This is a genomic window from Nonomuraea pusilla, from assembly GCF_900109355.1.
Lineage (GTDB): Bacteria > Actinomycetota > Actinomycetes > Streptosporangiales > Streptosporangiaceae > Nonomuraea > Nonomuraea pusilla.
This window is the reverse complement of sequence record NZ_FOBF01000001.1, coordinates 146,714-169,514: the sequence shown is the minus strand read 5'-3', so window position 1 is coordinate 169,514 and position 22,801 is coordinate 146,714. Positions and strand designations below refer to the sequence as shown.

At 72.3% G+C, this 22,801-nt stretch carries 19 protein-coding genes; 12 read left to right on the top strand and 7 right to left on the bottom strand.

From position 1 onward, the window contains the following. Nucleotides 1–30 precede the first annotated feature (30 nt). Genes BMX74_RS00740 through BMX74_RS00720 form a run of 5 tightly spaced genes read right to left on the bottom strand, consistent with a single transcriptional unit; the run spans nt 31 to nt 8,853 of the window. Entirely contained in the window at nt 31–4,074 is a 4,044-nt protein-coding gene (locus BMX74_RS00740; protein ID WP_091097508.1) for an Ig-like domain-containing protein, read from the bottom strand. Nucleotides 4,075–4,120: 46 nt separating this feature from the next. Continuing rightward, entirely contained in the window at nt 4,121–5,923 is a 1,803-nt protein-coding gene (locus BMX74_RS00735; protein WP_091097505.1) for a glycoside hydrolase family 127 protein, read from the bottom strand. Continuing rightward, nucleotides 5,916–6,680: a carbohydrate ABC transporter permease gene (locus BMX74_RS00730; RefSeq protein ID WP_091097503.1), complete on the bottom strand. Its 765-nt coding sequence runs from the start codon at nt 6,678–6,680 to the stop codon at nt 5,916–5,918. The genes BMX74_RS00735 and BMX74_RS00730 overlap by 8 nt, the downstream gene beginning before the upstream one ends. After that, nucleotides 6,677–7,588, bottom strand: a complete 912-nt coding sequence (locus BMX74_RS00725; protein ID WP_091097500.1) for a carbohydrate ABC transporter permease — start codon at nt 7,586–7,588, stop codon at nt 6,677–6,679. The genes BMX74_RS00730 and BMX74_RS00725 overlap by 4 nt, the downstream gene beginning before the upstream one ends. Beyond that, entirely contained in the window at nt 7,585–8,853 is a 1,269-nt protein-coding gene (locus tag BMX74_RS00720) for an ABC transporter substrate-binding protein (RefSeq protein ID WP_091097498.1), read from the bottom strand. The genes BMX74_RS00725 and BMX74_RS00720 overlap by 4 nt, the downstream gene beginning before the upstream one ends. Nucleotides 8,854–8,963: 110 nt before the next feature. Between BMX74_RS00720 and BMX74_RS00715 the strand changes: the two genes are divergently transcribed. The 8 genes from BMX74_RS00715 (at nt 8,964) to BMX74_RS00680 (ending at nt 17,170) form a co-directional block, all read left to right on the top strand. Further along, nucleotides 8,964–9,977 (top strand): LacI family DNA-binding transcriptional regulator, encoded by a 1,014-nt coding sequence (locus BMX74_RS00715; RefSeq protein WP_091097495.1) that lies wholly within the window; start codon nt 8,964–8,966, stop codon nt 9,975–9,977. A gap of 147 nt (nt 9,978–10,124) precedes the next feature. Beyond that, nucleotides 10,125–11,156, top strand: coding sequence for a LacI family DNA-binding transcriptional regulator (locus BMX74_RS00710; RefSeq protein WP_055507817.1), 1,032 nt, complete (start codon nt 10,125–10,127; stop codon nt 11,154–11,156). Next, entirely contained in the window at nt 11,153–12,787 is a 1,635-nt protein-coding gene (locus BMX74_RS00705) for an FAD-dependent oxidoreductase (protein WP_218153835.1), read from the top strand. The genes BMX74_RS00710 and BMX74_RS00705 overlap by 4 nt, the downstream gene beginning before the upstream one ends. Before the next feature lie 24 nt (nt 12,788–12,811). Continuing rightward, nucleotides 12,812–14,056: an ABC transporter substrate-binding protein gene (locus BMX74_RS00700; protein ID WP_091097493.1), complete on the top strand. Its 1,245-nt coding sequence runs from the start codon at nt 12,812–12,814 to the stop codon at nt 14,054–14,056. After that, nucleotides 14,056–14,991 (top strand): carbohydrate ABC transporter permease, encoded by a 936-nt coding sequence (locus BMX74_RS00695; RefSeq protein ID WP_091097491.1) that lies wholly within the window; start codon nt 14,056–14,058, stop codon nt 14,989–14,991. The genes BMX74_RS00700 and BMX74_RS00695 overlap by 1 nt, the downstream gene beginning before the upstream one ends. Then, a complete protein-coding gene (locus BMX74_RS00690) occupies nt 14,981–15,805 on the top strand; it encodes a carbohydrate ABC transporter permease (protein WP_055507809.1) in 825 nt (274 codons plus the stop codon). The genes BMX74_RS00695 and BMX74_RS00690 overlap by 11 nt, the downstream gene beginning before the upstream one ends. Nucleotides 15,806–15,817: 12 nt before the next feature. Further along, nucleotides 15,818–16,099: a sulfurtransferase TusA family protein gene (locus BMX74_RS00685; RefSeq protein ID WP_055507807.1), complete on the top strand. Its 282-nt coding sequence runs from the start codon at nt 15,818–15,820 to the stop codon at nt 16,097–16,099. A 57-nt stretch (nt 16,100–16,156) separates the two neighbouring features. Continuing rightward, nucleotides 16,157–17,170 (top strand): LacI family DNA-binding transcriptional regulator, encoded by a 1,014-nt coding sequence (locus BMX74_RS00680; RefSeq protein WP_091097489.1) that lies wholly within the window; start codon nt 16,157–16,159, stop codon nt 17,168–17,170. 311 nt (nt 17,171–17,481) lie between these two features. Here BMX74_RS00680 and BMX74_RS00675 read toward each other — a convergent pair whose 3' ends face one another. Beyond that, entirely contained in the window at nt 17,482–18,654 is a 1,173-nt protein-coding gene (locus tag BMX74_RS00675) for a cytochrome P450 (protein ID WP_055507803.1), read from the bottom strand. Nucleotides 18,655–18,703: 49 nt separating this feature from the next. On the opposite strand from BMX74_RS00675, the gene BMX74_RS00670 reads away from it, so the two are divergent. Continuing rightward, a complete protein-coding gene (locus tag BMX74_RS00670) occupies nt 18,704–19,285 on the top strand; it encodes a TetR/AcrR family transcriptional regulator (RefSeq protein WP_091097487.1) in 582 nt (193 codons plus the stop codon). A gap of 97 nt (nt 19,286–19,382) precedes the next feature. Here BMX74_RS00670 and BMX74_RS00665 read toward each other — a convergent pair whose 3' ends face one another. Next, nucleotides 19,383–20,129 (bottom strand): SRPBCC family protein, encoded by a 747-nt coding sequence (locus BMX74_RS00665; RefSeq protein ID WP_055507799.1) that lies wholly within the window; start codon nt 20,127–20,129, stop codon nt 19,383–19,385. A 210-nt stretch (nt 20,130–20,339) separates the two neighbouring features. Here BMX74_RS00665 and BMX74_RS00660 point away from each other — a divergent pair, with 210 nt between their 5' ends. From BMX74_RS00660 to BMX74_RS00650, 3 genes are read left to right on the top strand one after another with little or no spacing between them, the layout of a single operon-like run. Further along, nucleotides 20,340–20,915: a hypothetical protein gene (locus tag BMX74_RS00660; protein ID WP_091097484.1), complete on the top strand. Its 576-nt coding sequence runs from the start codon at nt 20,340–20,342 to the stop codon at nt 20,913–20,915. Between the two features lie 16 nt (nt 20,916–20,931). Then, entirely contained in the window at nt 20,932–22,131 is a 1,200-nt protein-coding gene (locus tag BMX74_RS00655) for a sensor histidine kinase (protein ID WP_218153833.1), read from the top strand. After that, a complete protein-coding gene (locus BMX74_RS00650) occupies nt 22,128–22,778 on the top strand; it encodes a response regulator (RefSeq protein ID WP_055507793.1) in 651 nt (216 codons plus the stop codon). Before BMX74_RS00655 ends, BMX74_RS00650 begins: the two co-directional genes overlap by 4 nt. Nucleotides 22,779–22,801 lie beyond the last annotated feature (23 nt).

The window sequence follows — 22,801 nt, the reverse complement described above, 5'->3', positions numbered from 1 at the left end:
GTTATCCCGCCGGCCCGGCCACGACCGCGGTCACTCCACCGTGACCGTCGCCTTGGCGGCCACGGTGGTGCCCTGGATCTGGCCGGTCACCTCGAAGGTGCCCGGGGTGGCGTACCGGGAGGGGTCCACCTGCTGCCAGGTGACGGCGACGCCGCTGTCCTTCGAGCCGTCGTTGTACGTCGCCACGACCGTCGCGGGCAGCGCCGGCGCGACCCCGGCCCGGGTGCGCACCGCCTCCTCCGCGACGGAGGTGACGGTCACCGCGGACGTGGTGCGCACGTACACGGTGGCCTGCACGGGCCGGCGGACGCCCTCGGCGAGCCCGGTGACGGTGAAGCTGGCGCCGCCGGTCCTGACCTGGTCGGCCGTCACCTGCTGCCAGGTCACGGCGGCCGTGCCGCGGGTGCCGTCGGCGTAGAGGGTCTCGACGGTGGCGGGGAGCCTGGGCAGCTCGCCGGCCAGGGTGGGGACGTGGACGTCGCGCACGGAGTCCGGCGGCACGGCGTACGCCTTCCACTCCAGCAGGCCGACGGACGCCTGCCCGGACACGAGCTGGACGCGCAGCTTCGACGTGGTGACCGTGTCGAAGGAGACCGTGTTGTACGTGTCGGGCGCGGCCGGGTAGGACGTGACGCCGGTGACGTCCTCGAAGGAGTCGCCGTCCCACTGCTGGATCTTCCACGAGGCGGGCACGCGGACGCCGCCGCCGTCGTCGAAGAAGTACACGTCGGACTTGTTCACCCGTACGGGGCTCGGCCATTCGAGCTGCACCCACTGGGTGCCCTGCTGCGGCCAGGTCCCCCAGCGGGGGTTGGCGGAGTCGTTGGAGCGGGGCGGGTCGATGCCGTCGTTGACGGCGGTGACCTTCTCCCAGGGCGAGGTGTAGGAGGCGGTCAGGGTCGCCGAGGGGGCGACGTTCGCCTGCTCGCCCTGCCCGCCGGCCGTGACGGTGACGGTGGCGGACGTGGTGAGCGCGCCGTCGTCGGCGGTCAGCTTCAGCCGGTACGTGCCGGGTTCGCTGAAGGAGACGACGGTGCCGGTGCCGGTCGGGTCGGTGAAGAACGCCTCGCCGGGGCCGTCCACCTCGGACCACTGGGTGGTGAGGGCGCCGGAGGGCAGGCCGTCGTCCTTGACGACGGCGTCCACCTTGGCCTGGCCGGGGCGGCCGAAGGCGGGGTCGGGCACGGCCAGCACGTACGGCGCCCGGTTGGCCGCCTCGGGCGCCTCCGCGCCCGTCGCGTACGCCTGGACCTCCTTCAGCCCGGTGGCGTGGCCCGGCCGGTGGGTGACGAGCACGCGCAGCTTCTGCGCGGTGACGGCCGGGAAGCGCACCTCGTTCAGGTTCGCCCGGGGGTAGGCGGGCTGGTGGGCCTGGCCGGGGACGTCCTTCCACTCCGAGCCGTCGAGGTACTGGACGGAGTAGAGGGCGGGCTCGGCGTACCCGCCGGGCTTGCGGTCGTCGAGGAAGTACAGGCGGACGAGGTCCACCGGCCGGGCGGAGCCGAGGTCCACCTCCAGCCAGTCCCGCGCCTTGCCCGAGCCCTTGCTGCCCCAGTACGGCTCGTTGATCGTGAAGCCGTCGACGGCTCCCGCGGGGTCGCCGTGGGAGGCGGCGGCGCTCCTGACCAGGTTCGGGCTGGTGGAGGTGATGTCGGCGCCGGCCTTCTGGAACAGGTCCTCGACGCGGTCGCCGCGCAGCTCGACCTCGGCGGGCGCCTTCATGAAGCGGGCCGCCTCGGCGTGGACGACGGTCCCGCCCTCGACCTGCCCCGTGGCCGGGTCCCAGACGGCGTGCTCCAGACCCGAGAGGGTGACCTTGCGCTTGCCGTCGACCAGGATGGAGTAGCCCTCGGGCACGCCCGCGTAGTGGGTGGCGCCGTCACCCGGCTTGTCCCAGACGATGGTGAGGTCGCGGCCTCGATAGTCGACGCCGTTGACGGTGAAGTGGTCCCAGCCGATGTCCACGGGCCACAGCTCGACCTTGCCGTCGGAGCGCGGGCGCAGGCCCATCACGTCCTCGATGACGGTCCAGTTGCTGCTGCCGAGGATGGTGTGGTGGATCCACGACCGGTAGTCGATGGTCTTGGTGGCGGGGTTCCAGTTCGCCCAGAACTCGTTGGCGTCGGGGTAGCGGGTGTCGCCGCCGACGTACTGCGACCAGGCGTTCCAGTAGAGGAGCTGCTTGTACTGGTCGGCCGTGATGTACGGCGAGGCGTAGTCGCGCAGCGCCTTGGAGAACAGCGCGAAGTTGCGCGTGGAGTTGATCTGGGAGAAGTTGTTCGACCCCGGCTTGCCCTGCGCGGCGGCTTCGGCCTTGTCCTTCTGGTTGGCCGTGTACGCCGGGAAGATCGGGTACTCGGCCGGGTCGGCCCACAGGCGCAGCGCCTCCCGGTACTTCGGGTCGTCCGTCGGGACGAGCCCCGTCGCGTACGGGATGTAGTTGTTCGACTCCTTCCAGGGGATCAGCTTGCCCGTCTGCAGGTCGCGGTGCTTGAACAGCTTGTCCTGGTCGTCCCAGAGGAGCGACAGGATGCCGTCGCGCACCTTGGCGGCCACGCCGCGCAGCTCGGTTACCTTGGCGCTGTCGCCGATCAGCTCGTACGCCGTGGCCGCCGCCGTCGCGTTGGCGTAGACGTAGGCGCCTTCCAGCCGCTCGTTGGCCCGGTCGTAGTAGTGGAACGACACCGCGTCGGCGTCGTTGCCCGTCATGGCCTCCCAGTCGTACTCGATGACCCCGTTGCCGTTGGAGTCGTACGCCTTGAGCTGGCCGTAGACGTCCTTCTCTGCGTAGCGGGCGAGGTTGCGCAGGATCGCGGGCTGGCCGCCGTGGATCTGGTAGCTCTCCAGCGCCGCTGCCGAGATGTACTGCGTGTAGCTGTTCGACCAGTTCTCCGGGTCGCCGGGGTTGTCGGTGTACTTCGAGTTGCGCGACACCTCCCCCGCCGACACCCACGGCCCGTACGAGTAGATCGGGTCGCGCAGGTACTTGAGGTCCTGGATGAACATGGGCACGGTCAGGACGATGGCGTTGTTGTACCCGAGCGCCCCCTCGACGGACGTCGGGAACTGGAAGTCGTTGCCCGGGATGTCGGCGTCGAGGTAGTTGAAGCGCATCAGCCACCAGCGGTAGTAGACGAACTTCTTGATGTTCTCGTCGGGGACGTCGATGTACGGCAGGTTCTCCGCCCACCAGGCGTTGTAGTCCTGGAGCTGGCGGCGCAGCGCCTGTTCGGGCGAGCGGCCCTTGTAGCCGTCGTACTCCTCGCGCGAGCCGGGCAGTTCCTCCGTGACGAAGCCCATCTGCACCTTGGTGCGCACGGTCTGTCCCGGCTCGACGGTCAGCGTGCCCTTGAGCGCGCCGTCGGCGGCCTTGAGCCCGTCGCCGCTGAGCCTCGGGAAGATCGTGGTGAGCTTGTTCTTCGCGGCGACGACGCCGGTCAGCTCGCGGTCGCCGTCGGCGGTCCTCGCGTAGGGCGAGGTGACGGTGACCGGCACCGAACGCGCCTGGTCACCCTTGTTGGCGATCTCCAGGACGGTCACGGCGACGTTCTCGCGGGTGACGAACTTCCTGACGGTGACGTCGAGGCCGTCGCCGCCGTAGTGCCCGACCCAGTGGCTGGGCATCTGCAGCCGCCGCGCGACGTCCTCGGCCAGCTCGGAGCCGAGCGAGATGTCGTACGCGCCGCGGCCGTCGATGCTCTCCCAGTAGGCGACGTCGCCGCCGAAGCCGATGACGCGCGGGTCGTGCTCCTTCATGAACAGGGCCCGGCCGCGCGACATCAGCCATGTCCCGGCGGGGTCGTCACCCGGCCTGGCCAGCATGCGGTCGATCCAGTACGAATCGCCGCCCTTCTCCTTCTTGTAGATCTCCTTCATCATCCGGCGCGGCTCGTAGCCGACGGGCTCGTCCGGCACGGGGTCGGATCCGGTGAACACCGGCATGCCGAGGGGGTCGGCGGCGGTGACAGTGGCGGTGGCGGTGGCGGTGACAGTGGCGGTGGCGGTGGCGGGGGGTGACGCGGCCAGCGACGCTGTGAGCGCTAACACCAGCACGCCGGCGAAGCGTTTACGCACGGGCGATTCCTCCTGGGGGGTGAGACGTGATCGTTCGGCAGGGTGGTCAGACGGGGAGCCAGACCCGCATGGTCGCGGGGCCGCGGTTGCCCCAGCGGTGGTAGGGCACGAGCCGCAGCGCCGCCTCCTGGCCGTCAGGGGCCTCGCCGGGCGCGGCGGCGTACGGCCAGCCGCCCCCGTCCGGCACGCCGAGCCGCGCCCGCACCTCCAGCTCCACCGCGCCGTCCACGACGTGCTCCCGCGGCGGCTCGACCGCGGCGGCGAGGTCGCCGAGCGGCGGCTCGTCCGCCACCGACTCCGCGCAGTACACCAGCGGGCCGCGCTCCACGGCGGCGGTGCCGCGCAGGGCGTCCACGCGGCGGTCCGGGAACGTCCAGCGGGCCCGCATCGGCAGCTCCAGCCGCAGCTCGTCCCCCGCCCGCCAGGGGCCGTCGGCCTCGGCGTACCCCGGCGCCACCGGGCGGACCACGCCGTGGTGGGCGAACGTCGCCTCCGTGCCGTCGGCCCAGGCGGGCACGCGCAGCGCGATGCGGCCCTCGCCGTCCTCAAGGACGGTGACCGTCACCGCGCCGTCCCACGGGTAGCCGGTCTCCACGCGCAGCGCCAGGCCGCCGTGCCGGATCTCGCCCGGCGTGTGGTGATGGACGCGCACGCCGTCCCGGTCGGCGGCGGCGACGTACGCGGGCAGCGACGCCAGCGTGCGGGCGATGTTGCTCGGGCAGCACGACACGTCGAACCAGGGCGAGCGCAGGCCGCCCTCCGCGGAGTGGTTCACGCCCTCCACCGGCACGGCGGGCACCCGCACCCGCAGCGGGTTGGCGTAGAAGAACGACCGGCCGTCCAGGGCCAGCCCCGTGGCCAGCACGTTGTAGAGCGTCCGCTCGGCCAGGTCGGCATGGCGTACGTCGCCGGTGGCGAGCAGCAGGCGGTGCGACAGCATGATCGAGGCGATGCCCGCGCACGTCTCCGAGTAGGCACGGTCCGGCGGCAGCTCGTAGTCGTCGCCGAACGACTCGTCGGCGTGGCGCGAGCCCATGCCGCCGGTCAGGTGGGTGCGGCGGGCGACGGTGCGCTCCCACTGCCCCTCGACCGCCTTCAGCAGCTCCTCGTCGCCGGTCTCCACCGCCACGTCCACGGCTCCGCACGCCAAATACAGCGCGCGCACGGCGTGCCCTCGAAACGCCTGCGCCTGCCGCAACGGGACGTCGTCCTGGAAGTACGCCCGGCCGAAGGGGATCTCGCCCAGCGCCGGAAGCCCGCGCCGGTCCACGAAGCGGCGGGCCATCTCCAGGTAGCGCTCGGCGCCGGTGGCCCGGTACAGCTCGACCAGCGCCATCTCGATCTCGGGATGGCCGCAGGTCTCGGTGGTGGTCATGAAGCGGCGGCAGACGTGGTCGGCCGCGCGGACGGCGACCTCGGTGAGGACGTCCTCGCCGTGGGTGCGCAGCCTGGCCACGCCCGCCTGGATGAGGTGGCCGTAGCAGTACAGCTCGTGGCCCCACTCGAAGTCGGTGTAGCGGCTGCCGCTCCAGCGGGTGTTGAGGTAGCCGTCGCCCTCCTGGGCGCGGGCGACGGTCTGCGCCAGCTCGGGCAGGGCCGGGTGGTCCGCCCAGGCCATGGCCTCCAGCAGCTTGTAGATCTCGGAGTCGCTGAACTCGCGCCCCCTGCGCGGGCGCTCGCCGCGGAAGTTGCCGATCCAGCCTTCGCGTTCCATCCATTCCTGGCAGTGGGCGATCGTGACCTCGCGGTTCAACGCGATGCGGTCGCCCCAGAAGCCCGGGGCCGGCCGCACCGCGTCGAGGCCGAGTGGGGACAGCACGCCCGAGGAGGGCAGGACAGGGTCAGCCACGCAATGCTCCTGACATGAAGCCGCGCACGTAGTGGCGCTGCAGGACGATGAAGAGGACGAGACACGGGACGGCCATGACCATGACGCCGGCCTGGAGCATGCCGTAGTCGATCGCGCCGAACGTGCGCTGCGTCATGCTGACGACGGCCACCGGCAGCGTGAACGACGCGCCGTCGTTGAGCAGGATCAGCGGCGCGAAGAAGTCGTTCCACGAGGCGAGGAACGCGAACAGCCCCACCGTGATCAGCGCGGGCCGCACGGCGTGCAGCAGGATCCTGGCGAAGGCGCGGAACGTGCCGCAGCCGTCCACCAGGGCGGCCTCCTCCAGCTCGCGCGGCAGCGCCTCGAACGCGTTGCGCATCATGAACAGCGCGAACGGGAGCTGGAACATGACGAACACCAGCGCGAGCCCCACCAGCGAGTTCTGCAGGCCGAGGTAGCCGAGCAGCACGTACAGCGGGATGAGGATGGTCGCGTACGGCACCATGAGGATCGCCAGCGTGGCGAGGAACAGCAGGTTCTTGCCGGGGAAGTCGAACCGGGCGAAGGCGTAGCCGCCGAGCGCCGAGACGACGAGCGTGCCGGCCACCGTCATCACCGAGACGAGCACGCTGTTCGTCGCGTACGTCCCGACGCCCTCGCCGAAGCGGGCCATCTCCAGGTAGTTCGACGGTTCCTTCAGCGACGCCCAGCCGCTCCACACCAGGGGGAACAGGAACAGCACGGCCAGGGCCGACAGCGTGACGTAGCGCTTCACCTGAGCCTCCGCATCATCAGCGCGTTCAGCCCGACGAGGGCGGCGAGCAGCACGACGGACAGCGCCGCGGCCCCGCCGAGGTCGAAGCGGAAGAACGCGTCGCGATAGATGACCATGACCATCGAGACGGTGCTGTTGTCCGGGCCGCCGTTGGTGAAGACGAAGAACTGGTCGAAGGCCAGCAGCGAGCCGGTGACGCTGAGGATCAGCATCAGCGCGAGCGTGGGGCGCAGCAGCGGCAGGGTGATCCTGGTGAAGATCTGCCAGCGGTTCGCGCCGTCGCTCCTCGCCGCCTCGTACACCTCGACGGGGATCGCCTGGAGGCCGGTCAGCAGGATGAGCATGTTGAACCCGGCGAAGCGCCACAGCACCAGCGTGATCGTGGAGAACAGCGCCATGTCGGGCGTGCCGATCCACTTGACCGGCTCGCTGGTGATGCCGAGCGCCTGGAGCATCGGGTCGACGGGGCCGAAGTCGTTGTTCAGCATGCCGTAGAACAGCAGCGCCGCCGCGGCGAAGCCGACCGCCCCCGGCAGGAAGAACGCGGTTCTGAAGAAGCCGATCCCCGGCCTGCGCTCCTGGACGAGCAGGGCCAGGCCGAGCGCCACCGCCGACAGCAGGACGGTGGTGATGGCCGTGTACTTCAGCGTGAACAGGACCGCGTCGAGGAAGAGCGGGTTGTCGGCGATCTTGGCGTAGTTGGCGGGGGCGTTGAAGGTGGCCTGCCCGAGCAGCGGCCAGCGGTTCAGCGACATCCAGACGACCAGCACCAGGGGCGCGAGGAAGAGCACGCCCACGATGACGGCCGTCGGCGACGCGTACAGCCAGCCCTGGACCTTCCTGCTCCGCCACCGGGCGGGCGGCGCGGTGCGCGCCGCCCGGCCGGTGCGGCCGAGTGTCATCGTCATTGCTGCAGCGACTTCGTGATCTCGGCGTTGAGCTGGGGCAGCTTCGACACGTCGCCGAAGACGGCCTCGCGGGCGAAGCGCAGCCACGGCCCCTGCGGGTCGTTGAAGGTCTGGCCGAAGCGCAGCGCGAACGGCGTCTGGCCCTTGGCCACGAGGGAGTTGACGAGCACCACGCGCGGGTCCTGCGCCGAGTACTTGTTGCTCGACAGGTCGGTGCGGGCGAGCACGTCCTTGTTCTTGGCCATGACCTCGACCTGCGCCTCGTCGCCGACGGACCAGGACAGGAAGTCCCAGGCGGCGTCGGGGTTCCTGCTGGTGGCCGAGATGCCGATGGAGTCGCCGCCGACGAAGGTGGACTCGCCGCCGTCGGGCCCGGCGATCGGCGCGACGCCGATCTTCATGTCGGCGGGCATGGAGCCGAGCGTGGTGGACGGCATCGGCATGACGCCGATCTCCCCCTTGGGGAAGAAGCCGGTCCAGGTCGGGCCCTGCTCCTCCTTCGCGGTCGGGCCGGTGACCTTGTTCTCGTAGAGGCTGCGGTAGATCTTGAAGACCTCGGTCATGGCGGGCTGGTCGTTGAGCGAGGTGGTGCCCTCGGGGTTCATGACCTGGCCGCCGGCGGCCCAGACGGAGGGCCAGAAGGTGAAGACGTAGCAGCCGCCGCAGTTGCCGCCGAAGAACGTGCCGTGGACCTTGCCGTCCTTGCCGAGCTTCTCCTGGACCGTGGTGGCCTGCTCGGCGAACTCCTTCAGCGTCGCCGGGCCCTTCTCGGGGTCGAGCCCGGCCTTGCTGTAGAGGTCCTTGTTCCAGAACCAGACCGACAGGTCGAGGGTGTGCGGGACGGTGTACTGCCGCCCGTCGAGCGTGCCCAGTTTCATGTGGGAGGGCGCGAGCTCGTCCTTGAACGGCAGGGCGGCGACCCTGTCCGTGATGTCCATGAACAGGCCCTGGGAGGTGTAGTTCGGGACGAAGATGACGTCGGCGGCGAACAGGTCGGGGAGCTGCTTGGCGCCGGCGGCCGCCGCGATGCGGGGCTGGTAGTTGTCGGTCGGGATGACGGTGAGCTTCACCTGGTTCCTGTGCGTCTTGTTGTACGCCTCGACCAGCCGCTCGCTCTGCGCCTGGGTGGCCGCGCGGGTCCACATGGTGATCGTCGCCGGACCGTCCGCGGGCTGCTGCGCGCCGCTGCCGCCGCCGCTGCCGCACGCCGCCGCTGTGAGCGTTAACAAACCGAGGAGGGAGAGCCCGGCCAGCCGTCGTCTCATGGTGTACTCCTGGACTTAAAGGTTTTCGGAAACGTAGAAGAAACCTGAGGGCCTGTCAATGGGTGCTAGGGTCTCCAGCAGCTCACAAATCACCGAAAAGGGTTTCGAAGATGGCGGGTAAGCGAGCGACGATCAGCGACGTGGCCTCGCTGGCGGGGGTGTCGATCGCCACGGCGTCCAAGGCGCTCAACGGGCGCCACGACGTGCGGGCCACGACCCGCGAGCGGGTGCTCGCGGCGGCGGCCGAGCTGTCCTTCCAGCCGAACGCGCTGGCGAGGGGGCTGCTGTCGGGCCAGACGCGGACGGTGGGCCTGCTGACCTCCGACAGCGCGGGCAGGTTCGGCATCCCCGTGCTGCTCGGCGCCGAGGACGCGTTCGGCGCGGGCGAGATGGCGGTGCTGCTGTGCGACGCGCGGGGCGACGCGATCAGGGAGCAGCACCACCTGCGCGCGCTGCTGTCGCGCCGCGTCGACGGCCTGATCGTCGTCGGCGAGAGCACCGACCCGCGCCCGTCCGTCAGCAGGAACCTCCCGGTGCCCGTCGTGTACGCCTACGGGCCGTCCGACGACCCGTCCGACGTGTCGTTCGTGCCCGACGACGTCGGCGGGGCCGCCATGGCCGTACGGCACCTGCTGGCCATGGGCCGGCGCAGGATCGCCCACGTCACCGGGCCCATGCACTACAAGGCGGCGCGCGACCGCGAGGAGGGGCTGCGCCTGGCGCTCGCCGAGGGGGGCGTCGAGCAGGCCGGCGAGACGCTGTCGGGCTCCTGGTCGCAGCGCTGGGGGCGGCACGCGGCCGAGATGCTGCTGATGGCCCGGCCCGACGTCGACGCGGTGTTCTGCGGCAGCGACCAGGTGGCGGCCGGGTTCGTGGAGACGGTCAGGGAGCGCGGCCGCCGGGTGCCCGACGACATCGCGGTGGTCGGCTACGACAACTGGGAGGTGCTCTCCGCCGAGACCCGCCCGCCGCTCACGACCGTGGACATGAACCTCGAACTGCTCGGCAGGACCGCCGCCCAGCACCTGTTCGCCGCGATCGACGGCAGGGCCACGCCCGGGGTGCACAGGATGCCCTGCCAGCTCGTGATCCGCGACTCGACGGCCCCTCCTGCCGCATCCTGACGTCGCTGGAGGGGCGCCGACCGAGCGCGGGGGATATGTCCGGTAATCCGGATTAGCACTGCGGGAACTCTTGACACCCGTGAAACGTCCGGCGAACAATCATCGGCATCGACTCACGCGCTAATGCGCATTAGCTGAGGATCTCCGATGCCCCCCGACCCCTCGCGCCGTCTCACCCAGCGCGACATCGCCCGGCTGGCCGGCGTCAGCCAGACCACCGTCTCCCTCGTCCTGAACAACCGCGCCGACGCCGAGTCCCGCATCCCCGCAGAGACGAGGGACCGCGTCCTGCGCGTCATCACGGAGACCGGCTACGTCGCCGACCCCGCCGCGCGCCGGCTCGCGGCCGGCCGCAACCGCATCCTCGGCGTCTTCACCTACGAGCCGGTCTTCCCCAGCGCGACCGGCGACTTCTACCACCCCTTCCTCGTCGGCATCGAGGAGTCGGCCGAGCACCGCGGCTGCGACCTGCTGCTGTTCACCAGCGCGCCCGTCGTGGACGGCCGCAAGCGCGTCTACCACCAGGACCACCGCCTCCGGCTGGCCGACGGCTGCGTGCTGCTCGGCCGCGAGCTGGACAGGGAGGACCTGACCCGGCTGGTGAGCGAGGGCTATCCGTTCGTCTCCGTGGGCCGCCGCGACGACGCGGGCGGACCGGTGCCGTACGTGGGCGCCGACTACCGGGCCGCCGTGCGCGAGCTGGTCGACCGGGCCCGCGCGCTCGGCCACGAGCGCGTCGCCTACCTCGGCCAGGGCACCGGCCCCGAGTCGTACGTGGACCGCCACCGCGGCTACGCGGAGGCCGTGCCCGCGCCCGTGCTGGTCGCCCCCGGCGACCCGGCCGCCGCGCTCGACCGGCTGCTCGCCGCCGGCGCGACCGCCGTGCTGTCCGAGGAGTACGCCGACGCGGTCGCCCTCGCCGGGCAGGCGCGCGGGCGCGGCCTGTCCGTGCCGGGCGACCTGTCGATCGTCACGCTGGGCGACCCGACGCGGCCGGTGCCCACCGACATCGACTTCACCGGCTTCCTGATCCCCCGCCGCGAGATGGGGCGCCAGGCGGTCGAGGACCTGACCGAGCTGATCGAGGGCGGCACGCCCCTCCAGCGGCTGCTGCCGTGCGAGTACGCGAGGGGCGCCACCCTGGCCGCCCCCACGCACACGAGAGGACCACGCGCATGACGGGAACCCGGAGGAGCCCCGGGGCGCCGCGCGAGCTGAGCACCGAGGTGCTCGTCGTCGGCGGCGGCCTCGGAGGCGTGGCCGCCGCGCTGGCGGCCCTGCGGGCCGGCAGGACGGTGGTGCTGACCGAGGAGTACGACTGGCTCGGCGGGCAGCTCACCAGCCAGGCCGTCCCGCCGGACGAGCACAGCTGGGTGGAGCGCTTCGGCGTGACCGCGAGCTACCGGGCGCTGCGCGACGGCATCCGCGCCTACTACCGGGAGCACTACCCGCTGACCGGGGCCGCCCGCGCCTGGCGGGAGCTGAACCCGGGCGCGGGCTGGGTGAGCCCGCTCTGCCACGAGCCGCGCGTGGCGCTGGCCGTCATCGAGTCCATGCTGGCCCCCTACCGGGGCGGCGGGCGGCTGACCGTGCTGCAGCCGTACCGGCCGGTGGCGGCGGACGGCGACGGCGACCGCGTGACCGGGGTGCGCCTGGCCCACCGCGACGGCGGCGACGAGGTCTGGGTGAGCGCGCCGTACGTGCTCGACGCCACCGAGACCGGCGAGCTGCTGCCGCTGACGGGCACCGAGTACGTCACCGGGTTCGAGTCGCAGGCCGACACCGGGGAGCCGAGCGCCCCGGCCGCCGCGCAGCCGCTCAACATGCAGGCCGTCTCGGTGTGCTTCGCGATCGACCACGTGCCGGGCGACCACACGATCGACCGTCCCGCCGGGTACGGCTTCTGGCGGTCGTACGAGCCGGACTTCTGGGGCGGGCCGCTGCTCGGCTGGCGCAGCCCCAACCCGCGCACGCTGGAGACCGTCGAGCGGTCGTTCACGCCGAACCCCGACGACGACCCGCTCACGGTGCGCGCCGACCAGCGGCGCAACCCGGGCGACGGCAACCTGTGGACGTTCCGCAGGATCGCCGCGCGCGGGCTGTTCGCGCCCGGCGCGTACGGCAGCGACATCACGCTGGTCAACTGGCCGATGATCGACTACATGGAGGGCCCCGTCATCGACGTGCCCGACGCGGCCACCCACCTGGAGCGGGCGCGCGAGCTGTCGAGGTCGGTGCTGTACTGGCTGCAGACCGAGGCGCCGCGCCCCGACGGCGGCACCGGCTGGCCGGGGCTGCGGCTGCGCGGTGACGTCACCGGCTCCCCCGACGGGCTGGCGCAGGCGCCGTACATCCGCGAGTCGCGCCGCATCCTGGGCGAGTACACCGTCGTCGAGCAGGACCTGTCGATGGCGGTGCGCGGCGACAAGGGCGCCGTGCGCTACGCCGACTCGGTGGGCGTCGGCATGTACCGCATCGACCTGCACCCCTCCACCGGCGGCGACAATTACCTGGACGTGCCGAGCAGCCCGTTCGAGATCCCGCTGGGCGCGCTGCTGCCGCGCCGCGTCGCCAACCTGCTGCCCGCCGGCAAGAACCTCGCCACCACCCACATCACGAACGGCTGCTACCGCCTGCACCCCGTCGAGTGGAACATCGGCGAGGCGGCGGGCGCGCTGGCCGCGTTCTGCCTCGACAGGTCCGTCTCACCCCACGCCGTGCGGAACCACCCCGGCCTGCTCGCCGACTTCCAGGCCCGCCTGGAGGAGCAGGGCGTCGAACTCCACTGGCCGGATGTCTCCGGCTACTGAACCACCCCCCTCTGAGGAGCGCCGATGCGCATCACCACGGCTGCCACCGCCGGCCTCGCGGGCCTGCTCGTCCTGACCGCCTGCGGCTCGGGCGGCGGCGACAAGGGCTCGGCCGGGCCGGTGTCCCTGCGGATGACCATCTGGACGGGCAACGCCGACCATCTGAAGCTGCTCGACTCGATCGCCGACGAGTACCTCAAGACCCACAAGGACGTCGCCTCGATCAAGTTCGACACCCTGCCCATCGAGAACTACACCACCACCCTCACCACGCAGATGGCCGGCGGCAACGCCCCCGACCTGGCCTGGATCCTGGAGAACTCGGCCCCCGACTTCGTCGGCTCGGGCGCGCTCGCCCCGCTGGAGACCCTGGTCAAGCCGGAGGAGCTGGCCCCGTCGACGACGAAGCTGTGGCAGAAGGACGGCAAGCTGTACGCCTACCCGTTCTCCACGTCGCCGTTCGGCGTCTTCGTCAACGAGGACCTGCTGAAGCAGGCCGGGCAGGAGCCGCCCAAGGCGGGCTGGACCTGGCAGGAGGCCGTCGAGAAGGCCGCGGCGGTGAGCGCGAGAACGGGGAAGGCCGGCCTGGTCGTCCGCGACTTCGACTACAAGGGCTGGGACAACCTGGCCACCGTCTGGGGCGGCTGGGGCGCCGAGGCGTGGAGCGAGGACGGCAGGTCCTGCGGCTTCGCCAAGCCCGAGATGGTCGAGGCGATGACGTTCCTGCACAAGGCGATCTTCGAGGACAAGGCGCTGCCCGCGCCGGGCGCGACCGCCGACTTCTTCGCCGGCGAGGCCGCCATGACCATCACCCAGATCTCCCGCGCGTCGCTGCTGAAGGACGGCGCGTTCGACTGGGACCTCGTGCCGCTGCCCGCCGGGCCGAAGGGCGCCTACAGCGTCATCGGCCAGGCCGGGATCGGCGTGGTGAAGAAGAGCCCGAACGCCGCCCAGGCCGCCGGCTTCCTGTCCTTCATGACCGACCCCGGCAACTCCGCGAGGCTCGCGCAGTACTTCCCGCCGCCGCGCACGCCCCTGCTCACGGCCGAGGGCCTGGCCAAGAGCAACCCGCTGCTCAAGCCGGAGCAGCTCCAGCAGGTCGTCATCGACGGCATCGCGAAGGGCAGGGTCAAGCCCAGCCACTCGGGCCAGGCCGAGCTGGCGCAGGCCGTGCGGGCCGGGCTCGACCAGCTCTGGCAGCCCGGCGCCGACGTCGCGGGGACCCTCGCCGGGGTGTGCACCGCCGTCCAGCCGCTGCTGGCCAAGTGATGGCGCTCGGCCTGCGCGCCGCCGCCCGTACGGCCAGGGAGGGTCGTACGGGCTGGTGGACCGCGACCAGGCGGGACCACCTGGTCGGCTACCTGTTCGTGGCCCCGCAGGTCGCGGGCAGCCTGCTGTTCGTGTTCCTGCCGCTCGCGCTGGTGCTGTGGTACAGCCTGCACGAGTGGAACGTGCTCGCCGACACGTTCGGCTTCGTCGGCGCGGACAACTACCGGCACCTGCTCGCCGACCCGAACGTGCCGAAGGTGCTGACCGCCACCGCGCTGTTCTCCGCCGGGCTCGTCGTCGTCAACCTCAGCCTGGCGCTGCTCCTCGCGGTGCTGCTCAGCCAGAGGCTGCGCGGCACCGTCGTGTTCAGGACGCTGTTCTTCTCACCGGTCGTCGTCTCGCTGGTGGCCTGGACGATCGTGTGGGGCTTCCTGCTCCAGCGCGACGGCGGCGTGAACGCGCTGCTCCAGGCCGTCGGCGTCGAGGGGCCGAACTGGCTGCGCACCGGTCCCACCGCGATGGCGTCGGTGATCGCGGTTCAGGTGGTCAAGAACGTCGGGCTGAACATGGTGCTCTTCCTCGCCGCCCTGCAGGGCGTGCCCAAGGAGCTGTACGAGGCCGCCACGCTCGACGGGGCGGGCGCGTGGACCAGGTTCGCCAGGATCACGCTGCCGATGATCAGCCCGACCGTGCTGCTCACGTCGATCATCACGGTGGCGGGGTCGCTGCAGGTGTTCGCCCAGATCGCGGTGCTCACCCAGGGCGGCCCCGGCACCTCGACCACGGTGCTCGTCTACTACCTGTACCAGCAGGCGTTCCAGTTCCATCACTTCGGATACGGCGCGACCCTGTCGGCGCTGCTGTTCGTGATCGTGCTCGCCCTCACCGTGCTCCAGTGGCGGCTGCGCAGGAGGTGGGTGTTCCTTGAGTCGTAAGACGCTCCTGTACGGCGTGCTCTGCGTCCTGTGCGTGCCGTTCGTCTTCCCCACCTGGTGGATGGTCACCTCGTCGCTGAAGCCGGTCAGCGAGATCCTCGCCTTCCCGCCGTCGCTGCTGCCCGCCAGGCCCATGCTGGACGCCTACCGGCAGGTGTTCGAGCTCCAGCCGTTCGCGACGCAGTACTGGAACAGCCTGTACATCGCGGCCGTGGTCACGCTCGGCACGCTCGCGGTGTCGGCGCCCGCCGGGTACGCGTTCGCGCGCCTGCGCTTCCGCGGGTCGAACGCGCTGTTCCTGATGATCCTCGTCGGGCTGCTGATCCCGAGCGAGGTGACGATCGTGCCGCTGTTCCGGATCTTCCACACGGCGGGGCTGACCGACACGCACTGGCCGCTGATCCTCGTCCCCGTCCTGGGCGCGCCCAGCGTGCTGGCGACGTTCATCATGCGGCAGTTCTTCCTGACGCTGCCGAAGGAGCTCGACGAGGCTGCGGCGGTGGACGGGCTGGGCCGGGCGGCCGCGTTCTGGCGGATCGGGCTGCCGCTGGCCAGGCCGGCGGTGGGCGCGGTGTCCATCTTCACGTTCCTGCACAGCTGGAACCTGTTCCTCGAACCGATCGTCTTCCTGTCCACGCCCGAGCGCTTCACGCTGCCGCAGGCGCTCACCCAGTTCGTCGACGCCTACGGCGGCCCGATGTGGAACGTCCAGCTCGCCGCGGCGTCGCTGACGGCGCTGCCGGTGCTGGTGGTGTTCGTGCTGGCGCAGAAGCAGTTCGTGGAGGGGCTGGCGCACACCGGTCTGAAGGGGTGATTTGCTGGACCCATGCCTGAACCGGATCTCCTCGTGGACGGCGGCGACAAGCTCTGCGTCCAGCTCCTGATCGAGCTGCGCGGGCACGTCCGCGCCGCCGGGCCCGGCGCCGTGATCCACCTGGTCGCGACCGACCCGGCCGCGCCCGTGGACCTCCCCGCCTGGTGCCATCTGACCGGCCACGCCTACCTCGGTCCCGTCCCCGGGGCGGAGCGGCCCACGTACGCGCTGCGGGTCTCGGGGGCCGCCGCCGAGACCCAGGACGCGAGACCCTGGCACGTCACCCCTACTTAAACGGTTAAGCTGGGTCCTTCCCAGGGTGCGGGGTCATCGGGTTCAGAGAGGGAGTCCGTGAAGCGACCGACGATCGCCGACATCGCCAGCCGCGCGGGCGTGTCCAAGGTGGCGGTCTCCTACGCGCTCAACGGACAGCCGGGCGTGTCCGAGGCGACGCGGGCCAGGATCATCGCCATCGCCGACGAGATCGGCTGGCGCCCCAACAGCGCGGCCCGCGCGCTCAACGGCGCCAGGGCCAACTGCGTCGGGCTCGCGCTCTGCCGCCCCGCGCGCGTCCTCGGCGTCGAACCGTTCTTCATGGAGCTCATCAGCGGCATCGAGGACGTGCTCGCCGAGCGCTCGTACGCGCTGCTGCTGCAGGTCGTCACCGGCCACCGGCAGGAGATCGAGCTGCACCGGCACTGGTGGGGCGAGAGCCGCGTCGACGGCGCGTTCCTCGTGGACCTGCACCACTCCGACCCGCGGGTGCCCGAGATCGAACGGCTCGGCATGCCGGTGGTGGTCATCGGGCACCCGTCGGAGTCGGGCTCGCTGTCGGCCGTGTGGTCCGACGACGGCGAAGCCGTGCGCGAGACCGTGGCCTACCTCGTGGCGCTGGGGCACCGGCGCGTCGCCAGGGTCGCCGGGCTGCCGGAACTGGTGCACACCGCCGTACGCGACCAGGCCTTCGCCGACGCCTGCGCGGGCGTGGCAGAGGCGGTCACCGTCCACACCGACTACACCGGCGAGGAGGGCGCGAGGGCGACGCGGCGGCTGCTCAGCGCGCCCGACCGGCCCACCGCGATCGTCTACGACAACGACATCATGGCCGTCGCCGGGCTGTCGGTGGCGCAGGAGATGCGCGTGGACGTGCCGCGCGACCTGTCCATCGTGGCCTGGGACGACTCGCCGCTCTCCCAGGTCGTCAGGCCGCCGCTGACGGCGCTGACCCGCGACATCCCCACGTACGGCGCGCACGCGGCGCAGCGGCTGCTCGCGCTGATCGCCGGGGAGACCGTGCCGCCCTTCCAGGATTGGGCGGCCCGCCTCACGCCGCGCGGCAGCACCGCCGCCCGCCCCCACGCCTGAGTCGCAGGACGCCGAACCTCATCCTGCCGCTCCCACGTACCGGACGGCGGCCCCGCCTGCTCCGCGGACAGGCACATCCCGCCCCTCGCGTTCGACCGCGCCGACGGGCGGGTGTCCGGCAGGTGCCGCCGGGCCGGCGGGCGGCTGGCAGACCGCCCGTCCGGCCCGGGGCACGCGCCGTCCCCTCCTCGCGGCACCCCGCCCGGCCGGGCCGGCCTCGGGCGGGGACATCCCCCCGGTGTGACAGAGCGCGGAGGGGCCCGCCCTGATACGCCGGCCGCCGGTCTTTCTCGCGCGTCCCGCCGCCGGCCTCACCATGTCACGGGCAGCTCCAGCAGGCCCCCGGTGAGCGCCCCCGTACGGAGCCGCAGCTCCTCCACGGCGACCGCGAGCCGCATCTCGGGGAAACGCGGGACGAGCTGCGAGAAGACCGCCTGCAGCTCGACGCGGGCCAGCGGCGCGCCGATGCAGTAGCGCGCCCCGTGCCCGAACGACAGGTGACCGTTCTCGTGCCGGGTGACGTCGAACCGGTCCGGGTCGGAGAACGCCGCCGGGTCGTGGTTGCCCGCCCCGACGTCCAGCAGCACCAGCTCCCCCGCCCGCACGCGGACGCCCGCGATCTCCAGGTCGGTGCGCGCGTACCTCGGGATGCCGCCGGACCCGGCCTGCGGCGCGCGCATGATCTCCTCGATCGCCCCGGGCAGCAGGGCCGGGTCGTCGCGCAGCGCCCGCCACTGCCCCGGGTGGGCGAGGAGGTGCAGCGCGCCGAGGCCGATCCGCACGACGGTGGTCTCGTGCCCGGCGAACAGCAGGTTCATCGAGCTCCTGGCCACCTCGTCGTCGTCGGCGTCCGGCCAGTCGCACAGGCGCGAGATGACGTCGTCGGCCGGCTCCCGCCGTTTCCTCGCCACCAGCTCCTTGCCGTACAGGTAGAGCTCGGTCAGCCCGGCCAGCGACCGGGCGTGGTCGCGGGTGTCGGCCGCGGCCTCGGTCCAGGCGCGGAAGCGGTCGCGGTCGCCGTACGGCACGCCGAGCAGCTCGCAGATGACGAGGATGGGCAGCGGCAGCGCGAGCATCCGGTGGAGGTCGGCGGGCGGCCCGTGCCGGTCCAGCTCGTCGAGGAGCCCGGCCGCGAGCTCCTCGACGCGCGGGCGCAGGGCGCGCATCCGCCGGGGCGAGAAGTGCGGCTGGAGCATGGCGCGCATCCGGGCGTGGTCCACGCGTTCGGTGTCGAAGTCCCCGACGGGGCCGCCGAACAGGGCGGAGTCGCCCGTCCTGGCCGCGCTGGGCGGGTCGGGGTGCGACCGGCCCAGCCTGTCGTCGTCGAGCAGGGCCCTGACCTGCTCGTACCCGGTGACGAGCCAGGCGTCGTGGCCGACCGCGGTGAGGACGCGGTGCACGGGGCCCTCCGCCTGGAGCGTCCGCAGCAGCGGCGCGGGGCGGAGCGCGTCGGGCGGCTCGAAGGGCAGCTTGTTTACTCCCATGTCAACAAAGCTAGATGTACACTCGCGAGTAAACAAGAGGGAGTCAGGCATGGAGACCGCCCGGCGGCTGCCCAGGGCCGAACGGCGCGAGCAGATCATCGACGCCGCCACCCGCGCCTTCGCGAGGAGCGGGTTCGACGCGACCGGCCTCGACGACGTCGCCGCCGAGGCGGGCATCAGCCGGGTCATCCTCTACCGGCACTTCGCGTCCAAGAGCGACCTCTACCGGGCCGTGCTCGGCCGCGGCCAGGCGCGGCTCGTCGAGCGCGTGGGCCTCGGCGGCTACGGCCCCGGCACCCTGCCCGCGCTGCTGGAGGCCGCCGCCGCCGACCCCGACGGGTTCCGGCTGCTGTTCAGGTACGCCGCCCGCGAGCCCGAGTTCCGCGACCTCGTCGACTCGTTCACGCAGGAGTCGCTGGAGATCGCCCGCAAGGAGCTGGGCGACAGGATCGCCGACCCGGCGTGGGCGGCCTGGGCGGCGCGGCTCACCTTCGCCGTCGCCGTCGAGGGCGTCATCGCCTGGCTGGACGCCGGGCGGCCCGACCCTGACACGGCGGCCGAGCGGCTCGTGCGGGCCGTGCGCGGGGTGATGGCGGCGGCCTCCTGGGGCGGGGCGCCGCCGGCCCCGTGAGGCCACCCGGCCGGGCCAGGCGAACGCGCGGAGAGGCCCCGGGCCAGGCGAACGCGCGATGGGGCCCGGGTCAGGCGAACGCGCGATGGGGCCCGGGTCAGGCGAACGCGCGGTCGAGCCAGCCCTGCCAGGCGCGTTCCACCGCCGCGCCGTCGGCCGGGACGTAGACGTGCCGCTCCACCACGGCGTTGCCCTGCGCGTGGAAGAACAGGTAGAGCGCGTCGCCGGTGCGCACGCCCACGCAGCCGCCCTCCGCGTCGGTCCACTCGACCACGCCGGGCTCCGGCTCCAGGCCCTCGACCGCGACGGTGACCTCGTCGCCCGCCCGCGCCTCGCCCGCCAGGCCGAGCACCCGGCCGATCTGCGACCTGAACGCGGCGGCGCCGACCTCGGGGTGGACGAGGAACAGGTTGTGGGTGGAGTGCCGGCCACCGAAGTGCCGCACGTACGTGGCCAGCTTGCGGAGGTACTGCAGGTCGCCGATCTCCAGCGCCTCGTACTCGGACTCCCAGTCGTCGCCGAGGAAGCCGCTGTGGACGAGGCGGACCACGGTGGTGCCGGAGCCGCTGCCCTCGACGAGGTACTCGAACGCCATGAAGGCGCCTTCGGGGCTCGGGGCGCCGCGGTAGGCCAGCCTGCTGCCGGGCTGCCAGGCGGTGATCTCCGCCTCCTCGGTGAACCCGCCAGGGAACGTCTGCCTGACCTTGCCCCCCACGCCGGGCTCCAGCTCGGTGCGGCCCATGAACCAGGAGTCGATGCCGGGGCCGTCGGCGATGGCCTGCCAGACCTGTTCGGGCGTGGCATCGACGGTGACCTCGCGGCGGATCTCGAACTCTTGCGGCATGGATGTCTCCCTCGTCGTCGCGCTGCGGCCACCCTGTCACCGACAAATATGGTTGTCAAGAACTCCCGGATTGTCGGATTGGTGGGCCCGGCGGGTGAGCGGCTCGCCCGTGAGAGGGAGCCCCAGGATCGCCCCTCCCGGCGATCCGCCGGGAGGGGCCGCGCCCGGAGGATGGGGGCATTCCCCACCGGCCCCTCCGAGGAGCACCTCATGCCTGCCCGCATCGCGTTCGTCGCCGCGCCCCTGCTCGTCCTGGCGTACGGCCTGCTGAGACTCGTGGACGGCCTGGACGGCAGCCGTGGCCCGGGACCCGCCTGGACGGCCGGCCACCTGGCGTTCCTGGGAGCCCTAGCCCTCTTTACCCTGATATTTCGGGAGATGTGGCGGATGCTGGGGCGCGGCCCGCTCGCCACCGCCACGATGGTCGCGGGCTTCGCCGGCGTCGCGGCGGCGTCCGCCCAGTTCGCCATCGACATCGCCGTCGGCTTCATCGCCGCCGACCACGACGCCATGACGCCGCTGTTCGCGCAGGTGAAGGCCGTGCCCGGGATGTCGCTCGCGGTCTACGACGCCGGGCCGTTCCTGTTCTTCATCGCCCAGTTCGCGCTCGTCGTCCAGCTCGCCGCCCGCCGCCTGGTCGCCCTCTGGACGCCGGTGCTCGTCCTGCTCGACCTCACGCTGCCCCTCGTCAGCAAGGACCTCATCCCCGTCGGCGCGCTGTTCCTGCTCGTCTCGTTCTGGCCGCTGGCCCGCGGGAGCGCCCGGAGCACGCTCGTCCATGCATGAGGAAAGATGGAGCCCTGTGTCCGATCTGCCGGTTGTCGTGGTCCTTCGGCGGAGGTTCCGAGCGCTCCCCCACCTGCTGGTCGACGGCGTGCTCGCCGCCGTCGTCACCCTGGTGCAGCTCTGGCCGCTGATCTCGCGTGACGACCCGCAGGGCGGCCACTGGCACTGGTGGGGCTACACCGTCGCCGTCGGCGCCTCGCTCCCGCTGGTCTGGCGGCGGCGGGCGCCCGTCACGGTGCTCGTCCTCGTGCTCACCCTGCTCTCCACGTACGACCTCGCCGACGACGTCGCCCGCCAGCCCATCTGGTACGGCGGCCTGGTCGCCCTCTACACCGTGGCCGCGTACGCGCCGCCGTGGCGCCGCGTCACCATGCTCGTCCTCACGATCGTCGGCGGCCTGGTCCTCGTCGGGTCGTCGGAGACCGCGCTGCGCGGCATCGTGCTGTTCGCCGCCGCGTACGCCATCGGCAGGGCCGCCGCGACGTCCCGCGCCCACGCGGCGGCGCTGGAGGAGCGCGCGGCGAGACTCGAAAGGGAGCGCCGGATGGAAGCCGAACGCGCCGCCGAGCGGGAGCGCGCCAGGATCGCCCGGGACATGCACGACATCCTGTCGCACGCGGTGAGCCTGATGGTGGTGCAGGCTGAGGCCGGTCCCGTGGTGGTGAGGAGCGACCCGGCCAGGGCCGAGGCCGTGTTCGACGCGATCGCCGCCGCGGGGCGCGACGCGATGACGCAGCTCCGGCGCATGCTGGGCGTCCTGCGCGACGGCGGGGACGAGACGTCCGGCGACGGCGGGGACGGCGGGGACGCGGCGCCGCGCGTGCCGCAGCCCACCATCGCCGACCTGCCCGTGCTGGCCGAGGGGATCGCCGGGGCGGGCCTGCGGGTGGCGTTCACCGAGTCGGGCCGCCCCCGCCCGGTCGCCCCCGACTGCGCGGTGGCCGCCTACCGCATCGTGCAGGAGTCGCTCACCAACATCGTCAAGCACTCCGGCGCCGCCCGCGCCGACATCCGGCTCACCTGGGAGGACGACACCCTCATGATCGACATCACCGACGACGGACCCGGCGCGGGCAGGGCCCTGCCCTCCGGCGGACGCGGGCTGATCGGCATCCGCGAGCGGGCCGCCGCGTGCGGGGGCTCAGCCACCGCAGGACCCCGCGACGACGCCCCCGGCTTCCGGGTGACGGCGCTGCTCCCGGTGGCCGCGTCATGAGCGTGCGCGTGGTGGTGGCCGACGACCAGGAACTGGTCAGGGGCGGGTTCGCGATGATCCTCGACGTCCAGCCGGACATCGAGGTGGTCGCCGAGGCGGGCGACGGCGTCGAGGCCGTCGCCGCCGTGCGGGCCCACCGGCCGGACGTGCTGCTGCTCGACATCCGCATGCCCAGGATGGACGGCATCGAGGCGGCCAGGATCGTGTGCGCGGAGACGACCTGCAAGGTGCTCATCCTCACCACGTTCGACCTCGACGACTACGTCTTCGAGGGGCTGCGGGCGGGCGCGAGCGGGTTCCTGCTGAAGGACGTGCGCCGCGACGACCTGGTCAACGCCGTGCGGGTGGTCGCGGCGGGCGAGTCGCTGCTCGCGCCCACGGTCACCAGGCGGCTGATCGCCGAGTTCACCTCCAGGCCCGCCGTACGCTCGGCGCGGGCGCTGGACGTCCTCACCGCCAGGGAGCGCGAGACGCTCCAGCTCATCGCCCGCGGCCTGTCGAACGCCGAGATCGCGCGCGCCATGGTCGTCAGCGAGCACACCGTGAAGACCCACGTCAGCAACCTGCTCACCAAGCTGGGCCTGCGCGACCGGGTGCAGGCCGTCATCGCCGCGTACGAGTCGGGGCTGGCCGTGCCGGGGGCGTAACGCCGGGCCGGGCGGGTAGGCGG